Source organism: Acinetobacter sp. ANC 5414 (genome assembly GCF_013004295.1).
In the GTDB taxonomy this organism is placed as follows: Bacteria; Pseudomonadota; Gammaproteobacteria; order Pseudomonadales; family Moraxellaceae; genus Acinetobacter.
Window position 1 is genome coordinate 149,159 of sequence record NZ_JABERM010000002.1, and the last position, 22,968, is coordinate 172,126.

Consider the following 22,968-nt stretch of genomic DNA (forward strand, 5'->3'; position numbering starts at 1 on the left):
TTTGACTTTGAGGGAGAGAAAAAGAATGATCGAAGAAAATAAGACCATTTCACCGGAACATGAATATTTAGGTGCGGGTAAAAGTGCAGCCTATGGTTTACAGCACGTATTGACCATGTACGGCGGGATTATCGCGCCACCCTTGATTGTAGGAACTGCAGCCGGGTTGGAACCCTATCAAATCGGTTTATTGATTGCAGCTGCGTTATTTGTGGGGGGACTGGCTACGATTCTGCAAACCCTGGGAGTGAAATATATCGGTGCAAAACTGCCGCTGGTGCAAGGTGTTTCCTTTGCCGGTGTGGCGACCTTGGTCGCAATTGTGACCACAGGCGGAGGCCTCTCGGCAGTGTATGGTGCAGTCATTGTCGCTTCATTAATTGGTTTCTTCCTCGCACCTTATTTCTCCAAGATCGTTCGCTTTTTCCCGCCGGTGGTGACGGGCTGTGTGATTACCATTATTGGCTTGTCACTTTTACCTGTGGCCGTTCGCTGGATGATGGGGGGCAATAAAAATGCACCTGAATGGGGAAGTGTTGAAAATATTAGTTTGGCCATCATGACTCTGGCGATTGTGATCTGTCTGAACCTGAGCAGAAATGCCTCGATTCGCCGCCTGTCCATCCTGCTGGCGATTGTATTGGGTTCGGTATTGGCCTATCTCTTAGGTTTTGGTGATTTCAGCAAAGTCAGTCATGGTGCGTGGGTGCAGGTACCCAGTTTCTTTGCTTTCGGACTTCCAACTTTTGAGCTGACTGCCATCATTTCCATGCTGATCGTAACCTTGGTCATTATGACGGAAACCACTGCGGATATTATCGCGGTTGGTGAAATTATCGGAACCAAAGTGGATTCAGAACGTATTTCCAATGGTCTACGTGCCGATATGCTCTCCAGTGCAGTAGCGCCAGTTTTTGGATCCTTCATGCAAAGTGCATTTGCACAAAATGTGGGCTTGGTGGCAATTACCGGGGTAAAAAGCCGTTTTGTGGTCGCGGCAGGCGGCATCATTCTCGTGGTATTAGGGCTGTTGCCGATTATGGGACGTTTAATTGCGGCGATCCCGGTTCCGGTACTTGGTGGTGCAGGATTGGTCCTATTTGGTACAGTGGCCGCGAGTGGCATCCGTACTTTGGCAAAAATTGATTATAACGAGCAGAAAAACCTGATCATTGTCGCGACTGCTATTGCTGCCGGTATGATTCCGATTATCGATTATTCTTTCTATGCCAATTTCCCAAAATGGTTTCAAACCCTGTTTCATTCAGGCATCAGTTCCACTTGTTTGATGGCGATTATTTTAAACTTGCTGTTTAACCATCTGACTCTATTCAAAGCGCGAAATGCCGAGGCGCTAAAGAATATTGCAGAAACACTGCACTAAAATTTTACCTCTTCAATAAACCTGTGCCAGTCATAGGTTTTTATCAAAAATTAAAAAGTTGGCTTTGTTTTTGCTTAATTTATAACGTTATTTTTTCATTCTACTGGGGATCCTTATTTATGAAATTCACTCAACTTGCTGTTGCAACATTACTCGCATTCGGCGCTCTATCGGCACAGGCAAAACCGATCTGGCAAGACTTCAGCGTGACCGGACTTTATGGTGAAAACTATGAAGTGGTGGATGAGAAACAGACCACCTTAACCCTTGAATATACGGCAAAAGTGAAATATGCAGATGTATTCTTCTTCATTGACCGGATGCATGGCGCTGATGACAGTAAATCAAGTTATTTTGAATTGTCACCACGTTTAAGCTTGGGTGAAGTATCAGGGCAGAAACTTGCCTTTGGTCCGGTCAAAGATGTATTGGTATCCACGACCTGGGAAGGAGGAGAAGGTTTTGATAACTTCCTGTACGGCGTAGGTTTCGATCTGGACATTCCGTATTTCCGTTATGCCAGCATTAATCTTTATCGAGCTAATAATGAGAATATTGATGATGACTACCAGTTAACATTGACCTATGGCGTACCATTTAAACTCGGGACTGAAGAATTCCTGGTGGATGGCTTCCTGGACTGGTCAACAGAAGAGGATGATCATGACAGCGAGATGAACTGGACCACACAATGGAAATGGAATGTCGGTAAACACATTTCTCCAGACACCAATTTATATCTGGGGATTGAACATTCAATCTGGAACAATAAATTCGGCATTCCAAATGCCGATGAAAATAATGTCAGTGCCTTGGTCAAATATCACTTCTAAGCAAGGTGAAGAAGCAATGAGTTAAAAGCCCTTATAAAAAGGGCTTTTTTAATGCATTTAAAACTCTATCCGGATTTTTTTAGGAAAAGTATAAACATCACAATTTGCTCCGGTTCCTATACGATCCACGACTACAAAATCACTCGGTGCTTCCAAAGTGAGCAAGGGATGATGCCAGGTTCCGGCACGATAATTCACGCCTTGCCTACCATTACTGATAAAAGCCTGGATCTGATCCAGATCTGGATGTTGATGATCCAGACAGGGGGCAACGACAATTAAAAACTGTTGACCCTGCATCGGAACAAAAGCCTGTGAACCTACAGGATGCCTTTCCAGCATTGCAATTTCAAAAGGGATGGCGGTGGCCTGAATATTTTTAAAAATACTGAGTCCAACCTTGGCATCACTTTCTACTTCAGCCAAGGTATGGTAACGCTCGGTCTGCTGATCATTGATCTGAAAAAAGTGATTACCCTGACAGGCAATGACGTCACCATAAGGCAGAAACTTTTCAGTGCTTAAAGGCTGTATTTTTATGCTTGGCATACCCATGCTATTCATCACTTAATCCACCTTCCCCCAGAGACGAATCCGGCTAATACCGCCATCGGGAATCATGTTGACCCGGATATGGGAAATCTTTTCCTGTTTCAAAATTTCCTCCACAAACGTATGGATATGATCCATCTGCATATCTTGTGCTTCCAGTAAAAATGGCCAGAACATGCTTTGTGGAATGAGTTGCTGATCGGTGGCATCTTCAATATAGATGGCTTGTATGGACACTTGGGCAGGAAAGTTGCCTTTAAAATGGGCGGTATCAATTTCAACTTTTTCAATCTTTCCGCTTTGACCCAAAGCCAGAAGGCACCAGTCAAAACCGGGCGCACGGCGGCGCTTGGTTTCCCAGCCATCGCCCATATTGATGCCACGACCCGGATTAATCAGATTACGTGGATGACCAAAATGCGCATCACTATAAGCAATCACGCGACCACCGTTTTCTAAAGCTAACAAGTCTAAAGTTTGGTTGCTACCGTGCCTTTGAAGTTGTACTTCACCATAAACTTTAAACCGTGCCACGCCGCCATCTGGATAAATATTTAAACGGACATGCGTAAAGACCTGCTCGGTATCAATATTAAAAATGTGATGATCACTTGGGCCTAAAATATTATTTTTTAGAATGTTTTGCCATTTTATGCTGTTCAAGTCTCCATCTGGTGCATAGCATGCCTCTACAGCAGCAGAAGCTGGATAGTTCCCTGTAAAAAAAGTGGTATCGATATCGAGTGCTTTAATTTTGCCTGCCACCCCTAATTTAATAATGGCCCAGTCATAACCCGCATGGCGTTTACGGCGGGTTTCCCAACCATCCATCCATTTGCCATGTTGATCGAATTTGTCTTCTACAAATATGGGTGGATTGAATTGCAACATGCGTTTTGCTTCAGCAAAAAAATCATCCGAACAATCCATGATTTCTGCACCAATTCGGTCATCTGCCAGATTAGTCAGTTGCTGCATATGGAGAGGAATATCAAAAATTGGTGCAAGCAAAGTTGCCATAAATATCTTCCATTAACTTTATTAATCAAATGAATAGACTTGTTTTGTTTAGTGATTCATTTTGAACAATCGATAAAAACAAGCTTTTACATATGTTTAGAAGCACAGCTTGTGCCAACTTTTGAAATTTTTAAGTGCATGAGATAAAAAATGGCACGTTTTTAGCATTTTGTGGTGCAGATACTTAAATATATAAAGGAGTTATAGATGGAAATTACAATTATTGGTGCAGGTATAGGCGGTTTAACCACAGGAATTGCACTAAAAAAGTTTGGACATCAAGTCACCATCTATGAGCAAGCAGAACACATTTTACCTATGGGGGCAGCCATTTCTTTATGGTCAAATGGGGTTAAGTGTTTAAATTATCTAGGATTAACGGATCAGATCGCGAAACTTGGCGGACAAATGAATAACTTGGCTTATATGGATGGCTTAACAGGCGAGGTGATGACACAGTTCAGCTTGCATCCCCTGATAGAAGAAGTTGGACAACGTCCATATCCGGTGTCGCGTTCAGATTTACAAAATATGCTGATGGATGAGTTCGGTCGTGACAATATTCATTTAGGCAAAAAAATGTTGTCCTTTAAACAAGTCAAAGAAATTGTAACAGTGCAATTTGCAGATGGAACGCAAGTGCAAACCGAACTGTTAGTCGGGGCAGATGGGACACATTCGAGTACCCGTGCTTATGTATTGGGTGAACAGGTTGAGCGTCGTTATGCAGGCTATGTAAACTGGAATGGTCTGGTTGAAATTTCAGAGGAGTATGCACCCGCTGATCAATGGACGACCTATGTCGGTGAGGGCAAGCGTGTATCATTAATGCCTGTGGCAGATCATCGTTTTTATTTTTTCTTTGATGTGCCTCTGGCAGCGGGTTTAAAAAATAATCGTAGTCACTATAAAACTTTATTAAAAGAATACTTTGCAGGATGGTGTCCGCAAGTTCAGAAACTCATAGATCATATGAATGAGCAAAAAACCAATCGTGTGGAAATTCATGACATTGAACCATTTGCACAATACTATAAAGGGCGTGTGGTGATTGTTGGAGATGCTGCACACAGTACCACGCCTGATATTGGCCAAGGTGGCTGCCAAGCGATGGAAGATGCGATTTATTTATCTCGTGCTTTGCAAATTAACACCTTGGGCCTGGAAGATTCCTTAAAGCGTTATCAAAACAAACGTAATGAACGTGCCAATGAATTAGTGCTGCGTGCACGCAAACGCTGTGATGTAACGCATATGAAAGATGAAGATGTGACAAAGCAATGGTATGAAGAACTACGAAAAGAACAGGGACCACATATCATGAAAGGAATTATTAGCAATATTATTGGTAATCCCTTGGACTGATATTCAATTCAGCTCAAAAAATCCCTTCCTGGTGAAGGGCTTTTTTGATCAGCATAGTTCGCAAAAAATTTCAAATCATTAAAACCTTTTGGAAAAAAATGATTCGTTAATTCCGTGATGAAGGAGTAAATTACTTGCATTTTATAGCTTTAATAAGGTCAAGTAATGGCATCCACATGGATTCTGTTTACGCTTATGGCTGCATTTATGCAGGCTTGGCGTAATGCATTTCAAAAACAACTGAGTACTACTGTTGATGTCTATGGCGTAACACTGGCGCGATTTATTTTTGGTTTTCCTTTGGCCATTCTTTACTTGACCTTTTTATATCAGAGTCAGCCCATACCACTCCCGGTTAGCTTTACACCACGTTATGCCATTTATATTGTCATTGCCGGGATGAGTCAGATTGCTGCAACCGCATTAATGGTGCAGTTATTTAAACAAAAAAACTATGCCGTTGGTGTCGGATTGGCCAAGAGCGAAGCCATTTTAGCCGCGCTCATTGGTGCATCATTGCTGAGTGATCGTTTAACTGTACTGGGCTGGTTCGGGGTGGCCTTAGGGGGGCTGGCAGTCTTTTTACTCAGTAGAGGATCCAGAGCAGAAAAACTTTCCCTACCGACCTTATTGATTGGTATAGGCAGTGGTCTGTGCTTTGCCATTACCTCACTACTGGTGCGTGAAGCCAGTCTGGAATTTCCCCAACTGCCATTTATACATCGGGCAGCTTGGGTATTGCTCAGTATTATTGGTTTTCAATGTGTCAGTATGCTGATTTACTTAAGTTTATTCAGTCGCCAGACCTTAAAGGCCATGTGGGCAAGATTAGGCTTAACCTTCAAAGTCAGTCTGTGCAGTTTTATTGCGTCCTTGGGATGGTTCACTGCCATGAGCATGCAATCGGTGGCCATTGTAAAAACACTGGGACAAATTGAAATCTTGTTTAGCCTGTTAATTTCAGCTTATTTTTTTAAAGAAAAACTGGCCAAAGCAGAGCATTGGGGATTATTACTGGTGGTTGTGGCTGCCATACTGGTGATCTGGGCTTGATTATCATGACTCCCTTAAAACATAGGCCATTTAATAATATGCAATTAGCTAAAACCAGCAGATTTGCGCATCAAAACTTTCATCGAAAGCCTTGATCGGTGCTTGCCCTAAAGGCACCGCTTCAACGATTTTTCCCTCTGAAATGACAATACCCCTACAGGCATCACCTGTATTTCCGCTAAAATAGTCAGTGATGTTTAATCCAAATAGTGGACATCGCTTTACCTTAACAATTGAAATTTCAATCAAAAGAGCAAGGGCCATACTAACAAACGGTTTAGGTCGAGAAAATATTTTTAACTTTGCTTTTCAAGTCTTCCATTTGTTCAATAATATTTTTAATCATCAACTGGGAAACGCGTGAAATTTGTCGTTTCGGCGCAACACAGAGGGCGATAGTCAATGGATGCAGACCTTTGTCTAAAATGGGCTTAAAGATTAATTCCTCACGTTCAAGCTCAGGAAAAACGTCCAAATAACTTAAAATTCCGATGCCGGTATTGGCTTTGATTAGGTTATTCATTAAGCGTATGTCATTTGATTCAGTTTTACGTACGGGTATAAATTTATGGTGTTTATACATGGCTTGCACATAGTCATGAATAATTAAAGGTTCTGAGGGAATAAAATGATTGTCATTTAAAGTATCTGAAAAATAAATCTTTTCTGCTTGAGCCAGAGGATGTGATTTCCCCATCACAAAACCTAAAGGCAATTCTAAAAAATGAACCACTTCAAGGTGTTGATGTGCTTTTGGATTCAAGATCAAACCAAAATCCAATTCTGCATCCATGATCTTCTTGGCGATAATCTCACTGTCTGCGACCCGAATATTAAAATTGATCCACGGATAGTTTTCATACATATATTGTACAGATTGCATGACAAACCCGTCACTTAAGGCAGAGATTAAACCAAACTCGATGGTTCCACGCGTGAGTCCCTGAATTTCATCAAAACGTATCCGAGTTTGCTGGAATTCTTTTTGCCATTTCAATACATCGGCATAGAGTAATTCACCGGCAAGGGTCAGTTTTAAACCACTGGGCAAACGCTCAAACAAAATAATACCGAGTTCTTCTTCAGCCAAAGCGATCTGCCGGTGTACCGCAGACACGGAGATAAATAATTGGTCTGCGGCTTTACGTAAACTGCCTGTTTTCGCCACAGCGATAAAATATTCTGAAAATCGGGAAAAAGGCGTATTCATCAATTTAGTCAAGCGAAGTACCACCTGTTATTCATATCAATAGTTGAGATAACCGTGCTTATGCGAGTTTTATGCCAAATAAGGTAGTTTTAATCGGCAAGTACATTTGCACGCCGTTGAGGTGTTCTTATTTTAAGAATGAATAGTACGAATCATTCTAATAGACAGAATGATAAAAAAGTAAGTAATTTCAATGATAAGCAAAGCCAAAATTGCATAGTTCTGCAATGTTCAAGGCCTGTAAAAAGAGACCATCCACAGAAAGACTATAGGTTTTATATGAACGCCATTCCAGTCACCAATTTATTCAACAAACCCTGCTATAGCCAGTTTGATGATCAGGACTGGGACATTCTGACTCATCACTGGTATCCGGTTGCACGGATTCAGGACGTTTCTACCCAACCGCAACAAGTGACGCTGCTTGATGTCAAGCTGGCATTGTATAAAACAGAAAGTGGCGATATTCATCTGGTCCGTGATATCTGTCCACATCGGGGTGTACCCTTAACCAAAGGCTGGGTATCGGGTGAAAACCTGGTCTGTCCTTATCATGGCTTACACTACAACGGGCAGGGTAAATGTATCAAAATTCCTGCCCAACCCGAGCTAACCAATATTTCTGAACGCTTTTCTCTGACTAAATTTCCAGTAGTTCAAAAATATGGCTTGATCTGGACCAGTATTTTTGGCCGTGACGAAGCAAAAGCCAATTTTCCTTTTTTAGATACCTGGGAGATGCCAGATCATCAGGCAATTTTACCGCCGTTTGTGGATATTGCCGGTTCGAGTGGTCGTCAATTGGAAGGCTTCATTGATGTGGCCCATTTCGCTTGGGTGCATCAAGGGTCATTTGCCGATCCCGAGAATCAGGTGGTGCCCAAATATTCAACAGAACGTACAGATTACGGCCTGCATACCGAATATGTCAGTGATGTCAGCAACTATCCGCATGGGATGCAACATTTGGCGCCAGAAGGCTTTTTGTGGAAACGTGTATTTGATGTCTATCCACCGTTTTCTGCGGTGCTAACCGTACATTTCCCAGAACAGGGACAATTAAAAATTCTCAATGCCTGTTGCCCTGTGTCTCACAACCAAACCCGTTTATTTGTGCCGTTGACACGAAACTTTGATACCACAGGGGATTTACAGGCGGTATATGACTTCAATGCACAAATATTTGCCGAAGATCAGGACATGGTGGAAAGTCAAAAACCCGAAGAGCTACCCCTGGATATTTCCATGGAAGCGCATTTTGAAGCAGATCGTTCTTCAACGACCTACCGTCGAATCTTAGCAGAGTGGGGATTAAGTAAACGTTATGTTGTTTAATATGTTTTAATTTTATTAATATGAATTAAAGCTTAAATATAAATGGTGAATTTTATAATATCGGATTTTAAATTTATTATATTTTAAGGTGCAAGATTATTTTAGATCATCTGTTTAATTATCACTGCTGAATAAAATAATATAGGGTGAAAAATAAAATGAATCGACCCAATCAAGCTCAAATCATCCAGTTTTTGACCTTGTCCAATGAGGTGGGAAGCAGAGCGATGTCTTTGGGAAATCACCCTTTCGGTGCAGTATTGGTGGGACCGGATCATGAAACAGTGCTATTAACCCAGTGTAATATTGATACGGTAAATCATGCCGAGTCTACTCTGGCACGTGTTGCTGCCAGTAATTATCCAGCTGAATATTTATGGCAATGTACCTTATATACTGCGGTAGAGCCTTGCTGCATGTGCGCCGGTACCATTTATTGGGCCAATATTGGTCGAGTGGTTTATGGCATGACTGAACAACGGCTATTAGAATGTACGGGAAACCATGTCGAAAATCCGACCATGCGTGTGTCATCTGCTTATGTGTTTGAACATGGTCAGAAAAATATTGATTTGATTGGTCCAATTGCAGAAATTGAAGAAGAAACCACAGCATTGCAACAGGCATTCTGGGCAGAACGCTAAATTGTTTTAATCCCCCTCTGTATTATTTTATCCTTTTGCTCACGCAGAGGGATTTTTAATATCTGGATTTTTTACTCAAGATTGAATTGGATATTAATGCCCAAATATCATGCATTTTATTTTAATGCACTAATCCCAAGCATAATTAAAAAGAAATCTAATTTAAAATAGAAAATGATCATTTACATAATACAAAAAAGGCAAATTAAAACCCTATAAATTTAATATAAAAATGCTTCACTGCATGAATAAAAAAATATTTTATTTAAACAGTCTCTATTTATTATTTTTTTCAAAAGTTGGAATACTTATTGCTATTTATATATTGAACAGACTGAGCTCATTCGAGTAAAGCCATTTTTAAGATGTATGTCATACGACATAGAACAACCAAGAGCAGAACATAATGAAAGAAAAAAATGCATTCAAAACAGGATTCAAAAAATTAGTTGGGGTGTTAATGGCAAGCGGTGTGATGAGCATGGCCGCTGTAGCTAATGTTCAAGCCCAAGATAAAGCCGCGTTTGTTTATATTGGTCCAACCAGTGACCATGGCTGGACTTATTCTCACGACCAGGGCCGTATTAAAACTGAAAAAGCACTTGCTGGAAAATATAAAACTTCCTATATCGAAAATGTCCCTGAAACGGCAGATGCTGAACGAGTGATCCGTAACCTGGCACAACAAGGCAATAAAGTCATTTTTGCAACCTCGTTCGGTTATATGAATGCGATGGAGAAAGTATCCAAGCAATTTCCAAATACAGTATTCATGCATGCAACCGGTTATAAGCAGGGAAAAAATTTAGGGGTATATGACGTACGTACCTATGAAGGTGCTTATATGCTGGGTGTGGTTGCAGGTCAAAAAACCAAAAATAATGTATTGGGTGTGGTGGCCTCTTTCCCGATCCCTGAAGTGGTACGCAACATCAATGCCTATACCTTGGGTGCACAAAGTGTAAATCCAAAAATTAAAACCAAAGTCATTTGGGTGAATTCATGGTTTAACCCGGGTAAAGAACGTGATGCAGCCTTGGCACTGATTGCTCAGGGTGCGGATGTGCTGATGCAAAATACCGATTCTCCAGCTGTGGTACAAGCCGCTGAACAAAAAGGTGTCTTTGCTTTTGGCTGGGATTCTGACATGAGCAAATTTGGCCCTAAAGCGCATCTTGCTGCATCGGTTTTACATTGGGAGAAAATCTACACCCCGGTAATGACTCAAGTCAGCAATAAAACCTGGAAACCAAGTGCGATGTGGTATGGCGTGAAACAAAAAGCCGTCGATATCGAAAGCTTTGGTCCTTCAGTGTCGGCAGCCTCTAAAGCAAAAGCACTCAGCGTACGTGATGCAATTCTGAAAGGTAGCTTACATCCATTTGCCGGTCCACTTTATAAACAGGATGGCAGCGTGCTCCTGGCTAAAGGTAAATCATTGGATGATGCCGCTTTAAGCAAAATGAATTACTACGTTAAAGGCGTAGAAGGGGCCTTACCGAAGTAACAGCAGCGAGATTCAGCAATTAAATGACCTTGAATTAACGCGGTTGATTTTATTTTTCATCCATCTGAATGCATAACGCAATTCAGGTGGATGCCGCATTATCGCAGCATTAAATAGAGTGCCTATGATGACTCCTCCACACGATCTATCTGCTGATACGCGAGAGATGAATACAGGATCTGTTTCGAGTGTACCGCGTTTACAGCTCATCAATATCTGTAAAAGTTACAATTCATTGAAAGCGAATGACCAGATACATTTAACCGTTCAACCTGGACAGATTCACGCCATCTTGGGTGAAAATGGTGCCGGAAAAAGTACCCTGATGAAAATCATTTATGGTGCAACCAAGGCTAATCAGGGACAAATCTTATGGAACGGCAAAGAAGTCCAAATTGATAGCCCGTCGATGGCGAGAAAGCTCGGGATTGGCATGGTCTATCAGCATTTTTCTTTATTTGAAACCTTGACCGTGGTGGAAAATATTTCTCTAGGATTAGATGAAAAGACTCCTTTAAAAGCTCTAAGTCAAAAAATTATTGAAGTCTCAGAGCAATACGGTTTAGCAGTTGACCCACGCCGTGAAGTACATTCTTTATCGGTAGGTGAACGGCAACGCGTCGAAATTATTCGTTGTCTTTTACAAAACCCGGCTTTAATCATTTTAGATGAACCCACCTCGGTATTGACGCCACAAGCAGTGCGGCAACTGTTTAAAACCTTGCGTTTATTGGCATCCCAAGGTGTTTCGATTTTATATATCAGTCATAAATTACATGAGATCAAAGAACTCTGTGATGAAGCAACCATCTTGCGCAATGGTCGTGTTACCGGAAATGTTGATCCCAAAGACAACAGCACCAGTGATTTAGCGCGCTTAATGATTGGCCGTGATTTACCGACCTATGTACGCCCAGAATATACAGGTGAAAAACAGGTGCTATTCCAGATCGAGAATCTGGATTACCAGTCTGATGACCCTTTTGGTGTATCGCTGAAAAATATCAATTTAAATATTTGTGCCGGTGAAATTTTAGGAATTGCAGGGATTTCTGGCAATGGGCAAGCAGAATTGCTGTCTTTATTGTCGGGAGAAAACAGCTTGAAACATAGCAGGATGGTTCTGGATCAAATCGATATATCCAGCTTCAGTCCCGGACAACGGCGTGACTTGGGCCTGGGCTTTGTACCTGAAGAACGTCTGGGCCGAGGAGCAGTTCCGAACATGACACTGTCCCAGAATGCCTTGCTGACTGCATTTCGGCATAACCTGACGCAATGGGGATTAATCAAGTTTTCACAATGTAAGCTTTTTGCCGAGCACTGTATTGAAAAATTCGGGGTTAAAGCCAGTGGGCCAGAGGCAGAAGCACGTTCCTTGTCGGGTGGAAATCTACAAAAATTTATTGTTGGCCGAGAAATTCTACAAAACCCGAAATTCTTGATTGTGGCTCAACCGACCTGGGGTGTTGATGTAGGTGCGTCCATGTTTATTCGGCAAACCCTGATTGATCTCTCTCGACAAGGCGTCGCTATTTTGGTGATTTCAGAAGAATTAGAAGAGCTGTTTGAAATCAGTGATCGTCTCTGCGTGTTGGCCAATGGTGAACTATCTCCAGCGATACCTATCCATGAAACCAATACTGAAAATGTTGGAGTCTTGATGTCAGGCATTCCAAGCCATGACACTGCGATCGTAAATGCAGAGGAGCAGCAAGCTCATGCTTAATACAGCCAAAAATAAATATAAGTTGAGAGGAGAGCGACATGCATTTATTAGAACCGCGTGAACATCCATCTCAAATGATGAAGTGGCTTTCACCGATCATTGCACTGCTGGCCATGTTGATTGTCGGCAGTATTCTGTTTTTAATGCTGGGCATCAATCCCGCGCAAGCCATGTACATCTTCTTTATTGAGCCGCTGACATCATCTTATGGCTGGAGTGAACTGGCAGTGAAAGCCGGACCTCTGATTCTGATTGCCTTGGGACTGGCGGTCGGATTTCGAGCCAAATTATTCAATATCGGTGCTGAAGGTCAGCTTACGATCGGGGCAATTTTTGGCGGTGGTATTGCGATTTTATTTCATGATCAAATCGGCTGGTGGATTCTACCTTTGATGATCGTCATGGGCGCACTTGGTGGTGCACTCTGGGGTGCAATTCCAGCCTTACTGAAAACCCATTTTAATGCTGAAGAAACCCTGACCACCTTGATGATGAATTATGTTGCAGTGTGTGTGCTGTTGTACCTGGTTAATGGTCCTTGGCGTGATCCGGACGGCATGAATTTTCCACAATCGGTGGTTTTTAGTGAGAGTGCTACGCTGCCATTCATTGTAGAAGGCACCCGTATTAATGCCTCTATCTTTATCATTTTTTTTGCAGTCCTCCTGTTCTGGGTTTTTATGCGTAAAAGTCTGACGGCCTATAAACTGGAAGTCAGCGGTCAGGCACCTTTAGCTGCCAAATACGCAGGTTTTTCTTCCTCCAAAGCTATCTGGATGAGTCTGGTGATTTCCGGAATGATGGCAGGTATTGCCGGAATCTGTGAAGTGGCTGGGCCTATTGGTCAGCTGAATCCGAACCTGTCCCCAGGTTATGGCTATGCAGCGATTATCGTCGCCTATCTAGGGCGTTTAAACCCCATCGGTATTGTGCTGTCAGGCTGTTTTATGGCACTGATTTATCTGGGCGGCGAAATGGCACAAATGCAGCTCCAGCTTCCGGTCGCGATTACCGGTATTTTCCAGGGGCTGCTGTTGTTTTTCCTGTTGGCTTCCGATGCATTAATTGAAAACCGTTACCGTTTTAGCAAAAAAATGGCGCCACCGGTCCCTCAGCCCACAGCAACCACCCTTTAACCAATGTTGTTTACAACAAAAGGAAGCATGATATGGCTTTAGAAATAACTGCAATTCTTGCAGGTACTGTTGCAGCAGCAACACCACTGATTTTCGCAGGTCTGGGAGAATTGGTCACACAGCGTACCGGTGTGATTAATCTTGGAGTAGAAGGGATGATGCTGGTCGGTGCCATTGCAGGTTTTGCTTTTGCTGCGCAATACGATGCTAGTGTGTTAAGTGCCTTATTGATGGGTGGTCTGGCAGGAATGCTGATGGCCCTGATTTTTGCCTTTTTTACCTTGTCTTTAAGTACCAATCAATCCGCGTGTGGTTTAGCTTTAACCATTTTTGGACTCGGCATCTCTGCATTTTTGGGTCAGAACTACGTCAGTATGGCTTTACCGGGTCTGGCTAATTTTAATATTCCACTATTAGCGGATATTCCAGTATTGGGTCCGATTTTGTTCCAGCAAAACTATGTGGCGTATCTGTCGATCTTGGTCTTCTTTCTGGTGTGGTTTGTCTTGACGAAAACCCGTTTGGGCTTATTGCTTAAAGCAGTTGGAGAATCACCGGAAAGTGCGCATGCCATGGGTTATCACGTGTTGGCGATTCGTTATGGCGCAGTACTATTTGGTGGTTTGATGGCAGGGGTTGGCGGAGCATTTTTATCGACCGTATATACCCCGATGTGGATTGAAAATATGGTGGCAGGTCGCGGCTGGATTGCGATTGCACTGGTGGTATTTGCGGTTTGGAAACCTACACGTTTAATGCTCGGCGCTTACCTGTTTGGGGGCGTGACCATTTTACAATTTCATGCCCAGGCGCTTGGAATTAAGGTTCCGAACGAGCTGCTTGCCGCATTGCCCTATATAGCCACCATTGTGGTACTGGTCATGATTTCGCGGAATAAAAAAGTACTCAAAATGAATTTGCCATCTTCTTTAGGTAAAACCTTCGTGCCATAACCGCAGCCATTCATCATAAATAGAATAGATTTGAGTATAAATCATGAAAATTTTAACAGCTTCCTATGTCCTGACCATGAATGCGCAGAATGAATGTATTAAAAATGGCGCGATACTGATTGATGGAGACCAAATAAAAGCAGTTGGTACATTGGCACAGTTAACCCAATGCTATCCAGAGGTGCTCATTGAGGATTACCCACAAACGATCCTGATGCCGGGCTTGATCAATACCTATTGTCATTCCGGTTTATTACGTGGCACGGCAGAAGGATTACCGGTTTGGGATTGGTTACAGCAGTATATTGACCCGATGCACCGGGTGTTGACACCAGAGGATGCGAAAATTGCCTCTTATTTGTGTTATGCCGAGGCACTTTTGTCGGGAACCACCACCATTGTCGATATGTGGCGCTATATGGACGGAAGTGCTGAAGCTGCGCAAGCGTTGGGAATTCGTGCTGTTCTTGTGCCTTATGTCGCAGAGCATCCGGATCACAATTATTTTGAAACCTTAAAAAGTAATGAGGCTTTAATCAACCGTTGGCATCAGCAGGCGAATGGACGCATTCAGGTTTGGGTGGGTTTAGAGCACCTGTTTTATGCTGAAGCTTCAGCATTAAGCCGTATTGAGAAACTTTGTCAGGATTATCAAACCGGTTTTCATACCCACAGCAATGAAAGCCAATTTGATGTACAGGAAAACCTGCGCCGTTCAGGCATTCGCCCGATTGAGAGTCTGCAAAAACTGGGCTTGCTGGATCTGCCTAAAACCCTGTTGGCACATTGCGTCTGGGCAGATGCAAATGAAATTCAGATTTTAAGGCGACATGCGGTCGGTGTAGCGCATAATCCGATTTCCAATATGAAATTGGCCTCCGGTGCAGCGCCTGTCGTTGAAATGCTACGCCAAGGCGTTGCGGTGGGTCTGGGTACTGATGGGGAAAAAGAAAACAATAACCTGGATCTATTTGAAGAAATGAAAACGGCGTCACTACTAGCCAAATTTTCTTCGCTGGATGCGGCCGCACTGGATGCTTGGTCAGTTTGCCAAATGGCGACTATCACAGGAGCTAAAGCTTTGGGTATGCAAGATGAAATTGGTTCATTGGAAGTCGGTAAACAAGCAGATCTGATCGCAGTGAATATTGCTACTCCCCGTATGACGCCATTGATTGACCAAGGAAAGTTATTTAATTTGCATACCAATTTAGTCCATGCAGTTCAAGGTCAAGATGTTGTCATGACAATGGTGGCGGGACAGATTGTGGTTGAAAATGGTCGCTTGGTAAATGCCGATTTACAGGCTTTAATTGATGAGGTCAATCACGCGGCGCCACGTTTATTTGAGCGTCGTGATCAGTGGTTTGCAAAGCAGAGACAAACGGTGAATGAATTACAGCGTGAAGAATCTTAAGCTTTTAAGCTAAATTGCTCAATCAAGCCAATGGACAACCTATTTTGTATAAATCGGTTTTTTAAATATTTTTAATTACTTTTATAACCATCTTTATAGGGAATCATAGAATAAATTAGCCCACTTTTGCGTGGGCTAATTTATTATTCATCCCGAATTTTTTGTGTGTTTTACCACAAGTACCGGTACATGGCTTGAGGTCAAAATCTCTTGGGCCATACTGCCGAGAAAAGCTTTTTTAAAACCGGTACGCCCATGAGAACCGACGACGATTAAATCAACATTTAATTCATCAGCCAGTTTAGAGATGGCCTCCGCTGGGGATTGACCACTGAGAAGTTTTGTATGGGTTTCAATACCTAGATTGGTAAATTTCAGTCCTAACTCAGCCAAAATGTTTTTAGCATGAGCTTTTGCTTCCATATAATAATCCGTTATTCCAGGTACACTTTTATAAAAACTGACACTGGTTAAAGGATCTATCACGACAACACTCGCTATGGTGACTTTACTGCCTAATGCTTTGGCTAAAATAATAGTCTGATCAGCTGCAGCAATGGCAATAGGGGAATCATCAACAGCCAGTAATATGTGTTGGTAACCCATGATACGTTCCTCTTTTTTTCAAGATTTGTTATCTACGCAAAATCTACCCAAAGATTAACATAGCTAGAGTACAGTGATAAAAAAGGATAAAAATACATCTTTTACTTCTCTTATAAAGCATTAGCGTTTGCAGTTCCCATAGTGGTTGTCGGTATTTATCAGCAGTGACTATTTATTCCTTTTCACCAAAAAACGAATAAAACCATGATCTATAAACTGCTTGTTAGCTTGAACGTAAACCCAATCATTTAGGAAATACTTTAAATACTCATCAATCCGCCCAGATAGACGTAGATAAGAAATATTTCAAAGATTTTTTTAAATCGTCACAACTATCAAAACTATTGGTAACTTCTTTGAACGCAGAATGATATTCACGTTGGTATGGTTTACCGGTTAATGTTTCTCCATGAGTATTTTCATAATCATAGATTGCAGTCCGAAGATATATTTCTAATATTTTTTTATGTTCGGGAGAGGCACAGTTTTTTTGAACTATTTCATTGCTAGACTGACAATCGAGTTTGACATGGCGATAAAATTCACTCGAATTTTGATAAATATTATTTAATTCTTTTGATTCACTTGTTGATAAGCATTGTGCTGCATGAGCAAAATTACAAGTCAAAGCCATATAAACAACGAGCAAATGGAATTTCATTTTTTTATTCCTTATTATTTTTTTAATGATCTAACCACACAGTCAAAATTTACACAACTACAACATTAGAAAATCAGACGAATCGAAATTTTGTTCAAACCAATGGAGGGCAAAAGCAATAAGAAATGTTGCCAATAGCCCCTAAAAACCAAGAATATAAAAACAAGTATGTATTATAAGCTATAGAAATTGATCAATCATGGTGCATGCATTTTACCGTCCATCTTAAATGTATCATTTTTGAACCCAAATAGTATGACTAAAACAGAAAAAAGTATTACTAAATTGGCACAGCCTTTGCATTGACCTTGTTAGATTAAAAGTGATCTAGGGTTCCGATATGTTTCGCTCCACACGTGACATATGCCTGAGACCGAGAGTTCACGGTTCGCAAGAACTACACGGAGGGATAAAAGCCCGGGAGGTCATGCCAACAACCGAAGAGGTAACCGCAATGGGCTTAAGCAACTATCATAATAATCAATCACTTTGGACTGAGGTTTTGCCGGGTGGACATCATTGGTCTGCACGCATTCAGCGTGGCGCAGTATTACAACTTAAAGCGTTAAGTGAAAATGCCAATGTTTCTCTATTCTGCGTCAATGCAGAAGATAAGCTTGAAGCCTATAACATGCCAGACAGCTTAAAAGCTCAACACACCGCATTTTTGAGTACAGGGCATATCTTAGCCTCTGACCTTGGACGTGCGATGATTTCCATTGTCAAAGATGATCACGGTTGGAATGACGCTTTTTGTGCGCCAAGTACCGCACAGCAAATTGAAGCGCAGTTTGGCGCTAAGACTTTCCAAGACGCACGCAACGATATGTACCGCAATGGCAAAGACAGCTTATTGCTCGAGATGACCAAATTTGGATTATCTGCAACTGACTTAAGCAGTACCTTAAATCTCTTTTCCAAAGTCGCGCCAGATGACAATGGTAACTTGTCTTATGTGGCATCTGACAATACCGATCAAGTGATTGAACTGCGTTTTGAAATGGACTGCTTAGTATTTTTATCAAGTGCACCACATGCTTTAGACAATTCGACTGAATATGCACCTGCCGATATTCAACTGTCACTGTTTAAAGCACTGCCTTTAGGCGATACCGACGTGTGCCGTGATTCATGCCCGCAAAATCAGCGAGCGTTCCAAAACAACAATCGTTATTACGCTCTTAGCGCTTAATTGGGGGAATACAACATGACAGCCTTAGTCAACCCAACACAAAATCAGGATAAATCTGTGTTAAGTGAAGTATGTCCTGCCGGTGAAGCGTGGATGTGCGAAGTCAAAAAAGGACAGTATTTCCGTATCGTCGACTTAGAAGGTAACCAAGCAGTCGATACGCTGTTTATTTCTGCTTCCAATCCTGAAGAGCGTTATAGCGCAACCGATACTTTGGCGATGAATCGTCAAATATATTTAGAAAAAGGCACAACGCTTTATACCAACTTTGGCAATGAAATCGCCACCATCAACGATGACAATTGCGGTCGCCACGACACTTTAGGCGGTGCATGTTCATGTGAAAGTAACACGGTACGTTATAGCTTAGACAAATACCCAATGCACAGTTGCCGTAACAACTTCATGATTGCATTGTCGCAACATCCAATTGCCAAAAAGCATAGTTTAAATGTGCGTCACATTGGGCCAAACATTAACTTCTTTATGAATGTACCAGTAACTTCGGACGGTCACTTAAAGTTTGATGATGGTATTTCTGCACCGGGCAAATATGTGGAAATTAAAGCCGAGATGGATCTCATCGTACTGATCTCGAATTGCCCACAACTGAATAACCCATGCAATGCCTATAACCCCACTAAAATTCAACTGATTGTCCGTGAAGGCGAGGTATAAGACTATGACTTTAAAATATGGGTTTAATAAAGTTCTCATCGCCAACCGTGGTGCAATTGCGTGTCGTGTTATTCGTACCCTTAAAAAATTAGGTATCCAATCGGTTGCGGTGTATTCAGAAGCGGATCGAGATTCATTGCATGTGACTTTAGCCGATGAAGCGGTGTTGATAGGTGATGCACCTGCTAGCCAAAGCTATCTCAATGTCGATAAAATTTTAGAAGTCGCAAAACAAACCGGTGCTGAAGCGATTCATCCGGGTTATGGCTTCCTGTCTGAAAATGCAGAATTCTGTAATCTTTGTGAAGCCCAAGGCATTGTATTTTTAGGGCCAAATGCAGAGCAGATGAAAGCTTTTGGTTTGAAACACACGGCGCGTGAATTGGCGATTCAAGCCAATGTGCCGTTACTTCCGGGCAGTCAGTTGTTGGCTGATGAAGCCGAAGCACTGCTTGAGGCTGACCGTATTGGCTATCCTGTGATGCTGAAAAGTACCGCAGGCGGTGGCGGAATCGGCATGCGTTTGGTGTGGAATGCTGAAGAACTGAAAGATGCATACGCAACCGTGTCCTATTTAGCGCAAGCCAACTTTAAAGATGCAGGGCTGTATTTAGAGAAATTCGTACAAAATGCCCGTCATATCGAAGTGCAAATCTTTGGTGATGGTCAAGGTCAAATCTTGGCACTCGGCGAGCGTGATTGTTCGGTGCAACGTCGTAACCAAAAAGTGATTGAGGAAACACCTGCACCACACCTGAATGATGAACAACGTACGTATTTGCAAAATGTCGCGATTCAACTAATGCAATCAGTCAACTACCGTTCTGCCGGAACCGTTGAATTTGTGATGGATACCGAAACCCAAGAATTTTATTTCTTGGAAGTGAATACCCGTCTTCAAGTTGAACATGGGGTGACGGAGCAAGTCTTCGGTGTCGACCTTGTCGAATGGATGGTGACTTTAGGGAGTGGCGATTGGGTTGCACCAAAAACACAACTCGAGTCTAAAGGGCATTCGATTCAAGTACGTCTCTATGCGGAAGATCCTATCAAAAACTTCCAACCAAGTGCGGGCTTACTCACTCATGTCGAGTTTGATGCCGATGCCCGTAATGAAACATGGGTAGAAACAGGCTCAAACGTCTCATCATTCTATGATCCGATGATTGCCAAAATCATTGTCACGAACGACACGCGTGCATCAGCGATTCAAGCCATGACCGATACGCTCTCTAAAACGCAAGTGGCAGGGATTGAAACCAACCTTGAATATTTACAAAATATTATCGACTGCGATGTTTTTAAAGCAGGCACACAAACTACTCGTTTTTTAAATACCTTTGAGTGGAAAACTCAGAAAATTGAAGTCCTGCAAGCGGGCATTCAAACCGCCGTGCAAGATGTCACAGGTCGTTTGGGCTATTGGGATGTCGGTGTGTCACCATCCGGTGCGATTGATCCACTGTCTTTAAATGTGGCGAACCAACTGTTGGGCAATGCACCCAATACCACAGGTTTAGAATGTACACTCCAAGGACCAAGTTTAAAATTCCATTGCGATAGCCAAATTGTCTTGGCAGGTGGCGATATGCCATCAACTTTGGAGGGTGTTGCCGTTCCAATGTGGCAAACCGTGAATGTCCGTAAAGGTCAAATTTTAAAATGTGGCAAGATCGCCACAGGTTGCCGTACCTATATCGGGATTAAAGGCGGTCTGAATGTACCTGAATACTTAGGCTCACAAGCGACCTTTACTTTAGGTCAGTTTGGTGGTCATGCCGGTCGTAACTTATTGATTGGCGATATGCTTCCAATTACGGCATTTACATCGGATGAAGTGAAAGCGTTGGCAGAAGATCAAATCCCGACATTCTCAAATACTTGGGAAATTGCGGTCATGTATGGTCCGCATGGTGCGCCAGATTTCTTCACAAAAAACGATATTGATACTTTCTTTGCCAACGAGTTTGAAATTCACTTTAACTCAAGCCGTACTGGTATCCGTTTGATTGGGCCTAAACCTGAATGGGCACGTCAAGACGGTGGTGAAGCAGGTCTGCATCCATCGAATATTCATGATAATGCCTATGCCATTGGTGCGATTGACTTCACCGGTGATATGCCGATTATTTTGGGTCCAGATGGTCCAAGTTTAGGTGGTTTCGTCTGTCCTGCGGTGGTGATCAACTCTGAGTTATGGAAACTCGGTCAAGTCAAAGCAGGTGATAAAGTTAAATTTGTGCCTGTCAGCTACCACCAAGCCAAATTGCTCAATGAAAAATTTCATGCGCAATTGACATCAGCGGATACGCAAGATGTGACATTTGATGAGTCGTTCTATCCTGAAATTAGCACCTTAAAATCTGCAATTTTAGATACCTTAAAAGGTCAAAATGGCACACCTGATGTGGTCTATCGTCCTGCCGGCAACAACTATATGTTGGTGGAATATGGCGAGCTGGTTTTAGATCTGAATCTACGTTTCCGTATTCATGCCTTGATGCAATGGGTGAAAGATCAAAATATTCAAGGCATTATTGACCTCACTCCGAGTATTCGTTCGCTACAAATTCACTTTGATTCGACTAAGCTTGATCAGATTGATTTGTTGCGTATGCTTCAAGTGGCTGAAGCAGAACTTCCTGATGTGGCCGAAATGCAAGTGCCATCACGTACGGTGTATTTGCCACTGGCTTGGGAAGATTCTCAAACGCAACTGGCAACCGAACGTTATATGCAAACCGTGCGTCCAGATGCGCCGTGGTGTCCGGACAATATCGAATTTATCCGTCGTATTAATGGCTTAAAAGACAAACAAGCTGTAAAAGATGTGGTCTATAACGCCAGTTATTTGGTCATGGGATTAGGCGATGTGTATTTGGGCGCGCCTGTGGCAACCCCACTTGATCCACGTCAGCGTTTGGTCACCACCAAATATAACCCTGCACGGACTTGGACCCCTGAAAATGCTGTCGGTATTGGCGGTGCCTATATGTGTGTCTATGGTATGGAAGGCCCAGGTGGCTACCAGTTTGTCGGTCGTACTTCGCAAATGTGGTCACGCTACCGTAAAAACCCTGACTTTGAGCAAGGTATGCCGTGGTTATTGCGCTTCTTTGACCAAATTAAGTTTTATGAAGTCTCTGAAGCCGAACTCATGCAAATGCGTGAGGACTTTAAGGCGGGTCGTTTAAAACTTCGTATTGAAGAAGGCGTATTGAACCTGAAAGAATACAACGACTTCTTAATTGAAAATCAAGAATCGATTTCTGCCTTTAAAGCCGTGCAACAGGTCAACTTTGATGCTGAACGCCGTCGTTGGCATGAAGCAGGTCTTGCAGAATATGTCTCTGAAAGCCTGGATGCTGTGGATGATGGTGAAGGTGTTGAAGTGCCTGAAGGTGGCTGTGCGGTAGAGTCGCATATGCCGGGTTCAATCTGGAAAATTGAATGTCAGTCGGGGGATATTGTGGAAGAAGGTGCAACGCTTGCAGTCATTGAAGCGATGAAGATTGAGATTCCTATTATTGCGCCTGAGCGTATGCGTGTAGATGCCATCACTATTGAAAAAGGGCAAACGGTGAAAACGGGGCAGGTGTTGTTTACCTTGGCGCCAGTGGCTTGATAAGATAGGAATAAAAAAGATCGCTTAGGCGGTCTTTTTATTTACGTATTATGAGCAATTCTAACGAA

Annotated in this window: 20 protein-coding genes and 1 riboswitch; of the genes, 14 read left to right on the forward strand and 6 right to left on the reverse strand. The window is 42.5% G+C overall.

The annotated features are described in order from the left end of the window. The first annotated feature begins 25 nt into the window (after nucleotides 1–25). A complete protein-coding gene (locus tag HLH18_RS02675) occupies nucleotides 26–1,384 on the forward strand; it encodes a nucleobase:cation symporter-2 family protein (RefSeq protein WP_171545678.1) in 1,359 nt (452 codons plus the stop codon). A 119-nt stretch (nucleotides 1,385–1,503) separates the two neighbouring features. Continuing rightward, nucleotides 1,504–2,217: an outer membrane protein OmpK gene (locus tag HLH18_RS02680; RefSeq protein ID WP_171545679.1), complete on the forward strand. Its 714-nt coding sequence runs from the start codon at nucleotides 1,504–1,506 to the stop codon at nucleotides 2,215–2,217. Between the two features lie 57 nt (nucleotides 2,218–2,274). On the opposite strand, the gene HLH18_RS02685 is transcribed toward HLH18_RS02680, so the two are convergent. Together HLH18_RS02685 and alc are read right to left on the reverse strand one after the other, a co-directional pair. Then, nucleotides 2,275–2,772: an ureidoglycolate lyase gene (locus HLH18_RS02685; protein WP_171545700.1), complete on the reverse strand. Its 498-nt coding sequence runs from the start codon at nucleotides 2,770–2,772 to the stop codon at nucleotides 2,275–2,277. 12 nt (nucleotides 2,773–2,784) lie between these two features. After that, a complete protein-coding gene (alc, locus tag HLH18_RS02690) occupies nucleotides 2,785–3,789 on the reverse strand; it encodes an allantoicase (RefSeq protein ID WP_171545680.1) in 1,005 nt (334 codons plus the stop codon). A gap of 207 nt (nucleotides 3,790–3,996) precedes the next feature. On the opposite strand from alc, the gene hpxO reads away from it, so the two are divergent. Both hpxO and HLH18_RS02700 read left to right on the forward strand, forming a co-directional pair. Beyond that, the gene (gene hpxO / locus HLH18_RS02695; RefSeq protein ID WP_171545681.1) at nucleotides 3,997–5,154 is read left to right on the forward strand and encodes an FAD-dependent urate hydroxylase HpxO; all 1,158 of its coding nucleotides are present in this window, start codon (nucleotides 3,997–3,999) and stop codon (nucleotides 5,152–5,154) included. A gap of 165 nt (nucleotides 5,155–5,319) precedes the next feature. After that, nucleotides 5,320–6,207 carry a DMT family transporter gene (locus tag HLH18_RS02700; protein WP_171545682.1) on the forward strand — a complete coding sequence of 296 codons (888 nt, stop codon included), beginning with the start codon at nucleotides 5,320–5,322 and terminating at the stop codon, nucleotides 6,205–6,207. A gap of 48 nt (nucleotides 6,208–6,255) precedes the next feature. On the opposite strand, the gene HLH18_RS02705 is transcribed toward HLH18_RS02700, so the two are convergent. Both HLH18_RS02705 and HLH18_RS02710 read right to left on the reverse strand, forming a co-directional pair. Beyond that, nucleotides 6,256–6,471, reverse strand: a complete 216-nt coding sequence (locus HLH18_RS02705) for a hypothetical protein (RefSeq protein WP_171545683.1) — start codon at nucleotides 6,469–6,471, stop codon at nucleotides 6,256–6,258. A gap of 13 nt (nucleotides 6,472–6,484) precedes the next feature. Then, the gene (locus HLH18_RS02710; RefSeq protein ID WP_171545701.1) at nucleotides 6,485–7,417 is read right to left on the reverse strand and encodes a LysR family transcriptional regulator; all 933 of its coding nucleotides are present in this window, start codon (nucleotides 7,415–7,417) and stop codon (nucleotides 6,485–6,487) included. A gap of 279 nt (nucleotides 7,418–7,696) precedes the next feature. Between HLH18_RS02710 and HLH18_RS02715 the strand changes: the two genes are divergently transcribed. From HLH18_RS02715 to HLH18_RS02745, 7 genes are all read left to right on the forward strand, one after another. Next, on the forward strand, nucleotides 7,697–8,752 hold the full coding sequence (locus tag HLH18_RS02715; protein WP_171545684.1) for a Rieske 2Fe-2S domain-containing protein: 1,056 nt from the start codon (nucleotides 7,697–7,699) through the stop codon (nucleotides 8,750–8,752). A gap of 158 nt (nucleotides 8,753–8,910) precedes the next feature. Further along, nucleotides 8,911–9,396, forward strand: a complete 486-nt coding sequence (locus tag HLH18_RS02720; RefSeq protein ID WP_171545685.1) for a nucleoside deaminase — start codon at nucleotides 8,911–8,913, stop codon at nucleotides 9,394–9,396. 406 nt (nucleotides 9,397–9,802) lie between these two features. Continuing rightward, nucleotides 9,803–10,903: a BMP family ABC transporter substrate-binding protein gene (locus HLH18_RS02725; RefSeq protein ID WP_171545686.1), complete on the forward strand. Its 1,101-nt coding sequence runs from the start codon at nucleotides 9,803–9,805 to the stop codon at nucleotides 10,901–10,903. A gap of 124 nt (nucleotides 10,904–11,027) precedes the next feature. Further along, nucleotides 11,028–12,632, forward strand: a complete 1,605-nt coding sequence (locus tag HLH18_RS02730; protein WP_171545687.1) for an ABC transporter ATP-binding protein — start codon at nucleotides 11,028–11,030, stop codon at nucleotides 12,630–12,632. A 38-nt stretch (nucleotides 12,633–12,670) separates the two neighbouring features. Continuing rightward, complete coding sequence (locus tag HLH18_RS02735; protein WP_171545688.1) at nucleotides 12,671–13,768, forward strand: ABC transporter permease; 1,098 nt, start codon at nucleotides 12,671–12,673, stop codon at nucleotides 13,766–13,768. A 32-nt stretch (nucleotides 13,769–13,800) separates the two neighbouring features. After that, nucleotides 13,801–14,721, forward strand: a complete 921-nt coding sequence (locus tag HLH18_RS02740) for an ABC transporter permease (protein ID WP_171545689.1) — start codon at nucleotides 13,801–13,803, stop codon at nucleotides 14,719–14,721. A 43-nt stretch (nucleotides 14,722–14,764) separates the two neighbouring features. Beyond that, entirely contained in the window at nucleotides 14,765–16,138 is a 1,374-nt protein-coding gene (locus HLH18_RS02745; RefSeq protein ID WP_171545690.1) for an amidohydrolase family protein, read from the forward strand. A 147-nt stretch (nucleotides 16,139–16,285) separates the two neighbouring features. Here the strand turns inward: HLH18_RS02745 and HLH18_RS02750 are convergent, their stop codons facing one another. Together HLH18_RS02750 and HLH18_RS02755 are read right to left on the reverse strand one after the other, a co-directional pair. Beyond that, on the reverse strand, nucleotides 16,286–16,744 hold the full coding sequence (locus HLH18_RS02750) for a universal stress protein (protein ID WP_171529226.1): 459 nt from the start codon (nucleotides 16,742–16,744) through the stop codon (nucleotides 16,286–16,288). A 271-nt stretch (nucleotides 16,745–17,015) separates the two neighbouring features. After that, nucleotides 17,016–17,405, reverse strand: a complete 390-nt coding sequence (locus tag HLH18_RS02755; protein WP_131287045.1) for a hypothetical protein — start codon at nucleotides 17,403–17,405, stop codon at nucleotides 17,016–17,018. A gap of 316 nt (nucleotides 17,406–17,721) precedes the next feature. Next, a riboswitch (guanidine-I (ykkC/yxkD leader) is annotated at nucleotides 17,722–17,831 on the forward strand. A 28-nt stretch (nucleotides 17,832–17,859) separates the two neighbouring features. Between HLH18_RS02755 and HLH18_RS02760 the strand changes: the two genes are divergently transcribed. Genes HLH18_RS02760 through uca form a run of 3 tightly spaced genes read left to right on the forward strand, consistent with a single transcriptional unit; the run spans nucleotide 17,860 to nucleotide 22,900 of the window. Next, nucleotides 17,860–18,597, forward strand: a complete 738-nt coding sequence (locus HLH18_RS02760; protein ID WP_171529242.1) for an urea amidolyase associated protein UAAP1 — start codon at nucleotides 17,860–17,862, stop codon at nucleotides 18,595–18,597. 15 nt (nucleotides 18,598–18,612) lie between these two features. Further along, nucleotides 18,613–19,275: an urea amidolyase associated protein UAAP2 gene (locus tag HLH18_RS02765; protein WP_171529227.1), complete on the forward strand. Its 663-nt coding sequence runs from the start codon at nucleotides 18,613–18,615 to the stop codon at nucleotides 19,273–19,275. Between the two features lie 4 nt (nucleotides 19,276–19,279). Continuing rightward, nucleotides 19,280–22,900: an urea carboxylase gene (uca, locus tag HLH18_RS02770; protein ID WP_171529228.1), complete on the forward strand. Its 3,621-nt coding sequence runs from the start codon at nucleotides 19,280–19,282 to the stop codon at nucleotides 22,898–22,900. The last annotated feature ends 68 nt before the right edge of the window (nucleotides 22,901–22,968 follow it).

Bases quoted from the DNA above. Each gene is read 5' to 3' on its own strand.
- HLH18_RS02675 (WP_171545678.1), top strand. From the start codon at position 26: ATGATCGAAGAAAATAAGACCATTTCACCGGAACATGAATATTTAGGT.
- HLH18_RS02680 (WP_171545679.1), top strand. From the start codon at position 1,504: ATGAAATTCACTCAACTTGCTGTTGCAACATTACTCGCATTCGGCGCT.
- HLH18_RS02685 (WP_171545700.1), bottom strand. From the start codon at position 2,772: ATGGGTATGCCAAGCATAAAAATACAGCCTTTAAGCACTGAAAAGTTT.
- alc (WP_171545680.1), bottom strand. From the start codon at position 3,789: ATGGCAACTTTGCTTGCACCAATTTTTGATATTCCTCTCCATATGCAG.
- hpxO (WP_171545681.1), top strand. From the start codon at position 3,997: ATGGAAATTACAATTATTGGTGCAGGTATAGGCGGTTTAACCACAGGA.
- HLH18_RS02700 (WP_171545682.1), top strand. From the start codon at position 5,320: ATGGCATCCACATGGATTCTGTTTACGCTTATGGCTGCATTTATGCAG.
- HLH18_RS02705 (WP_171545683.1), bottom strand. From the start codon at position 6,471: ATGGCCCTTGCTCTTTTGATTGAAATTTCAATTGTTAAGGTAAAGCGA.
- HLH18_RS02710 (WP_171545701.1), bottom strand. From the start codon at position 7,417: ATGAATACGCCTTTTTCCCGATTTTCAGAATATTTTATCGCTGTGGCG.
- HLH18_RS02715 (WP_171545684.1), top strand. From the start codon at position 7,697: ATGAACGCCATTCCAGTCACCAATTTATTCAACAAACCCTGCTATAGC.
- HLH18_RS02720 (WP_171545685.1), top strand. From the start codon at position 8,911: ATGAATCGACCCAATCAAGCTCAAATCATCCAGTTTTTGACCTTGTCC.
- HLH18_RS02725 (WP_171545686.1), top strand. From the start codon at position 9,803: ATGAAAGAAAAAAATGCATTCAAAACAGGATTCAAAAAATTAGTTGGG.
- HLH18_RS02730 (WP_171545687.1), top strand. From the start codon at position 11,028: ATGATGACTCCTCCACACGATCTATCTGCTGATACGCGAGAGATGAAT.
- HLH18_RS02735 (WP_171545688.1), top strand. From the start codon at position 12,671: ATGCATTTATTAGAACCGCGTGAACATCCATCTCAAATGATGAAGTGG.
- HLH18_RS02740 (WP_171545689.1), top strand. From the start codon at position 13,801: ATGGCTTTAGAAATAACTGCAATTCTTGCAGGTACTGTTGCAGCAGCA.
- HLH18_RS02745 (WP_171545690.1), top strand. From the start codon at position 14,765: ATGAAAATTTTAACAGCTTCCTATGTCCTGACCATGAATGCGCAGAAT.
- HLH18_RS02750 (WP_171529226.1), bottom strand. From the start codon at position 16,744: ATGGGTTACCAACACATATTACTGGCTGTTGATGATTCCCCTATTGCC.
- HLH18_RS02755 (WP_131287045.1), bottom strand. From the start codon at position 17,405: ATGAAATTCCATTTGCTCGTTGTTTATATGGCTTTGACTTGTAATTTT.
- HLH18_RS02760 (WP_171529242.1), top strand. From the start codon at position 17,860: ATGGGCTTAAGCAACTATCATAATAATCAATCACTTTGGACTGAGGTT.
- HLH18_RS02765 (WP_171529227.1), top strand. From the start codon at position 18,613: ATGACAGCCTTAGTCAACCCAACACAAAATCAGGATAAATCTGTGTTA.
- uca (WP_171529228.1), top strand. From the start codon at position 19,280: ATGACTTTAAAATATGGGTTTAATAAAGTTCTCATCGCCAACCGTGGT.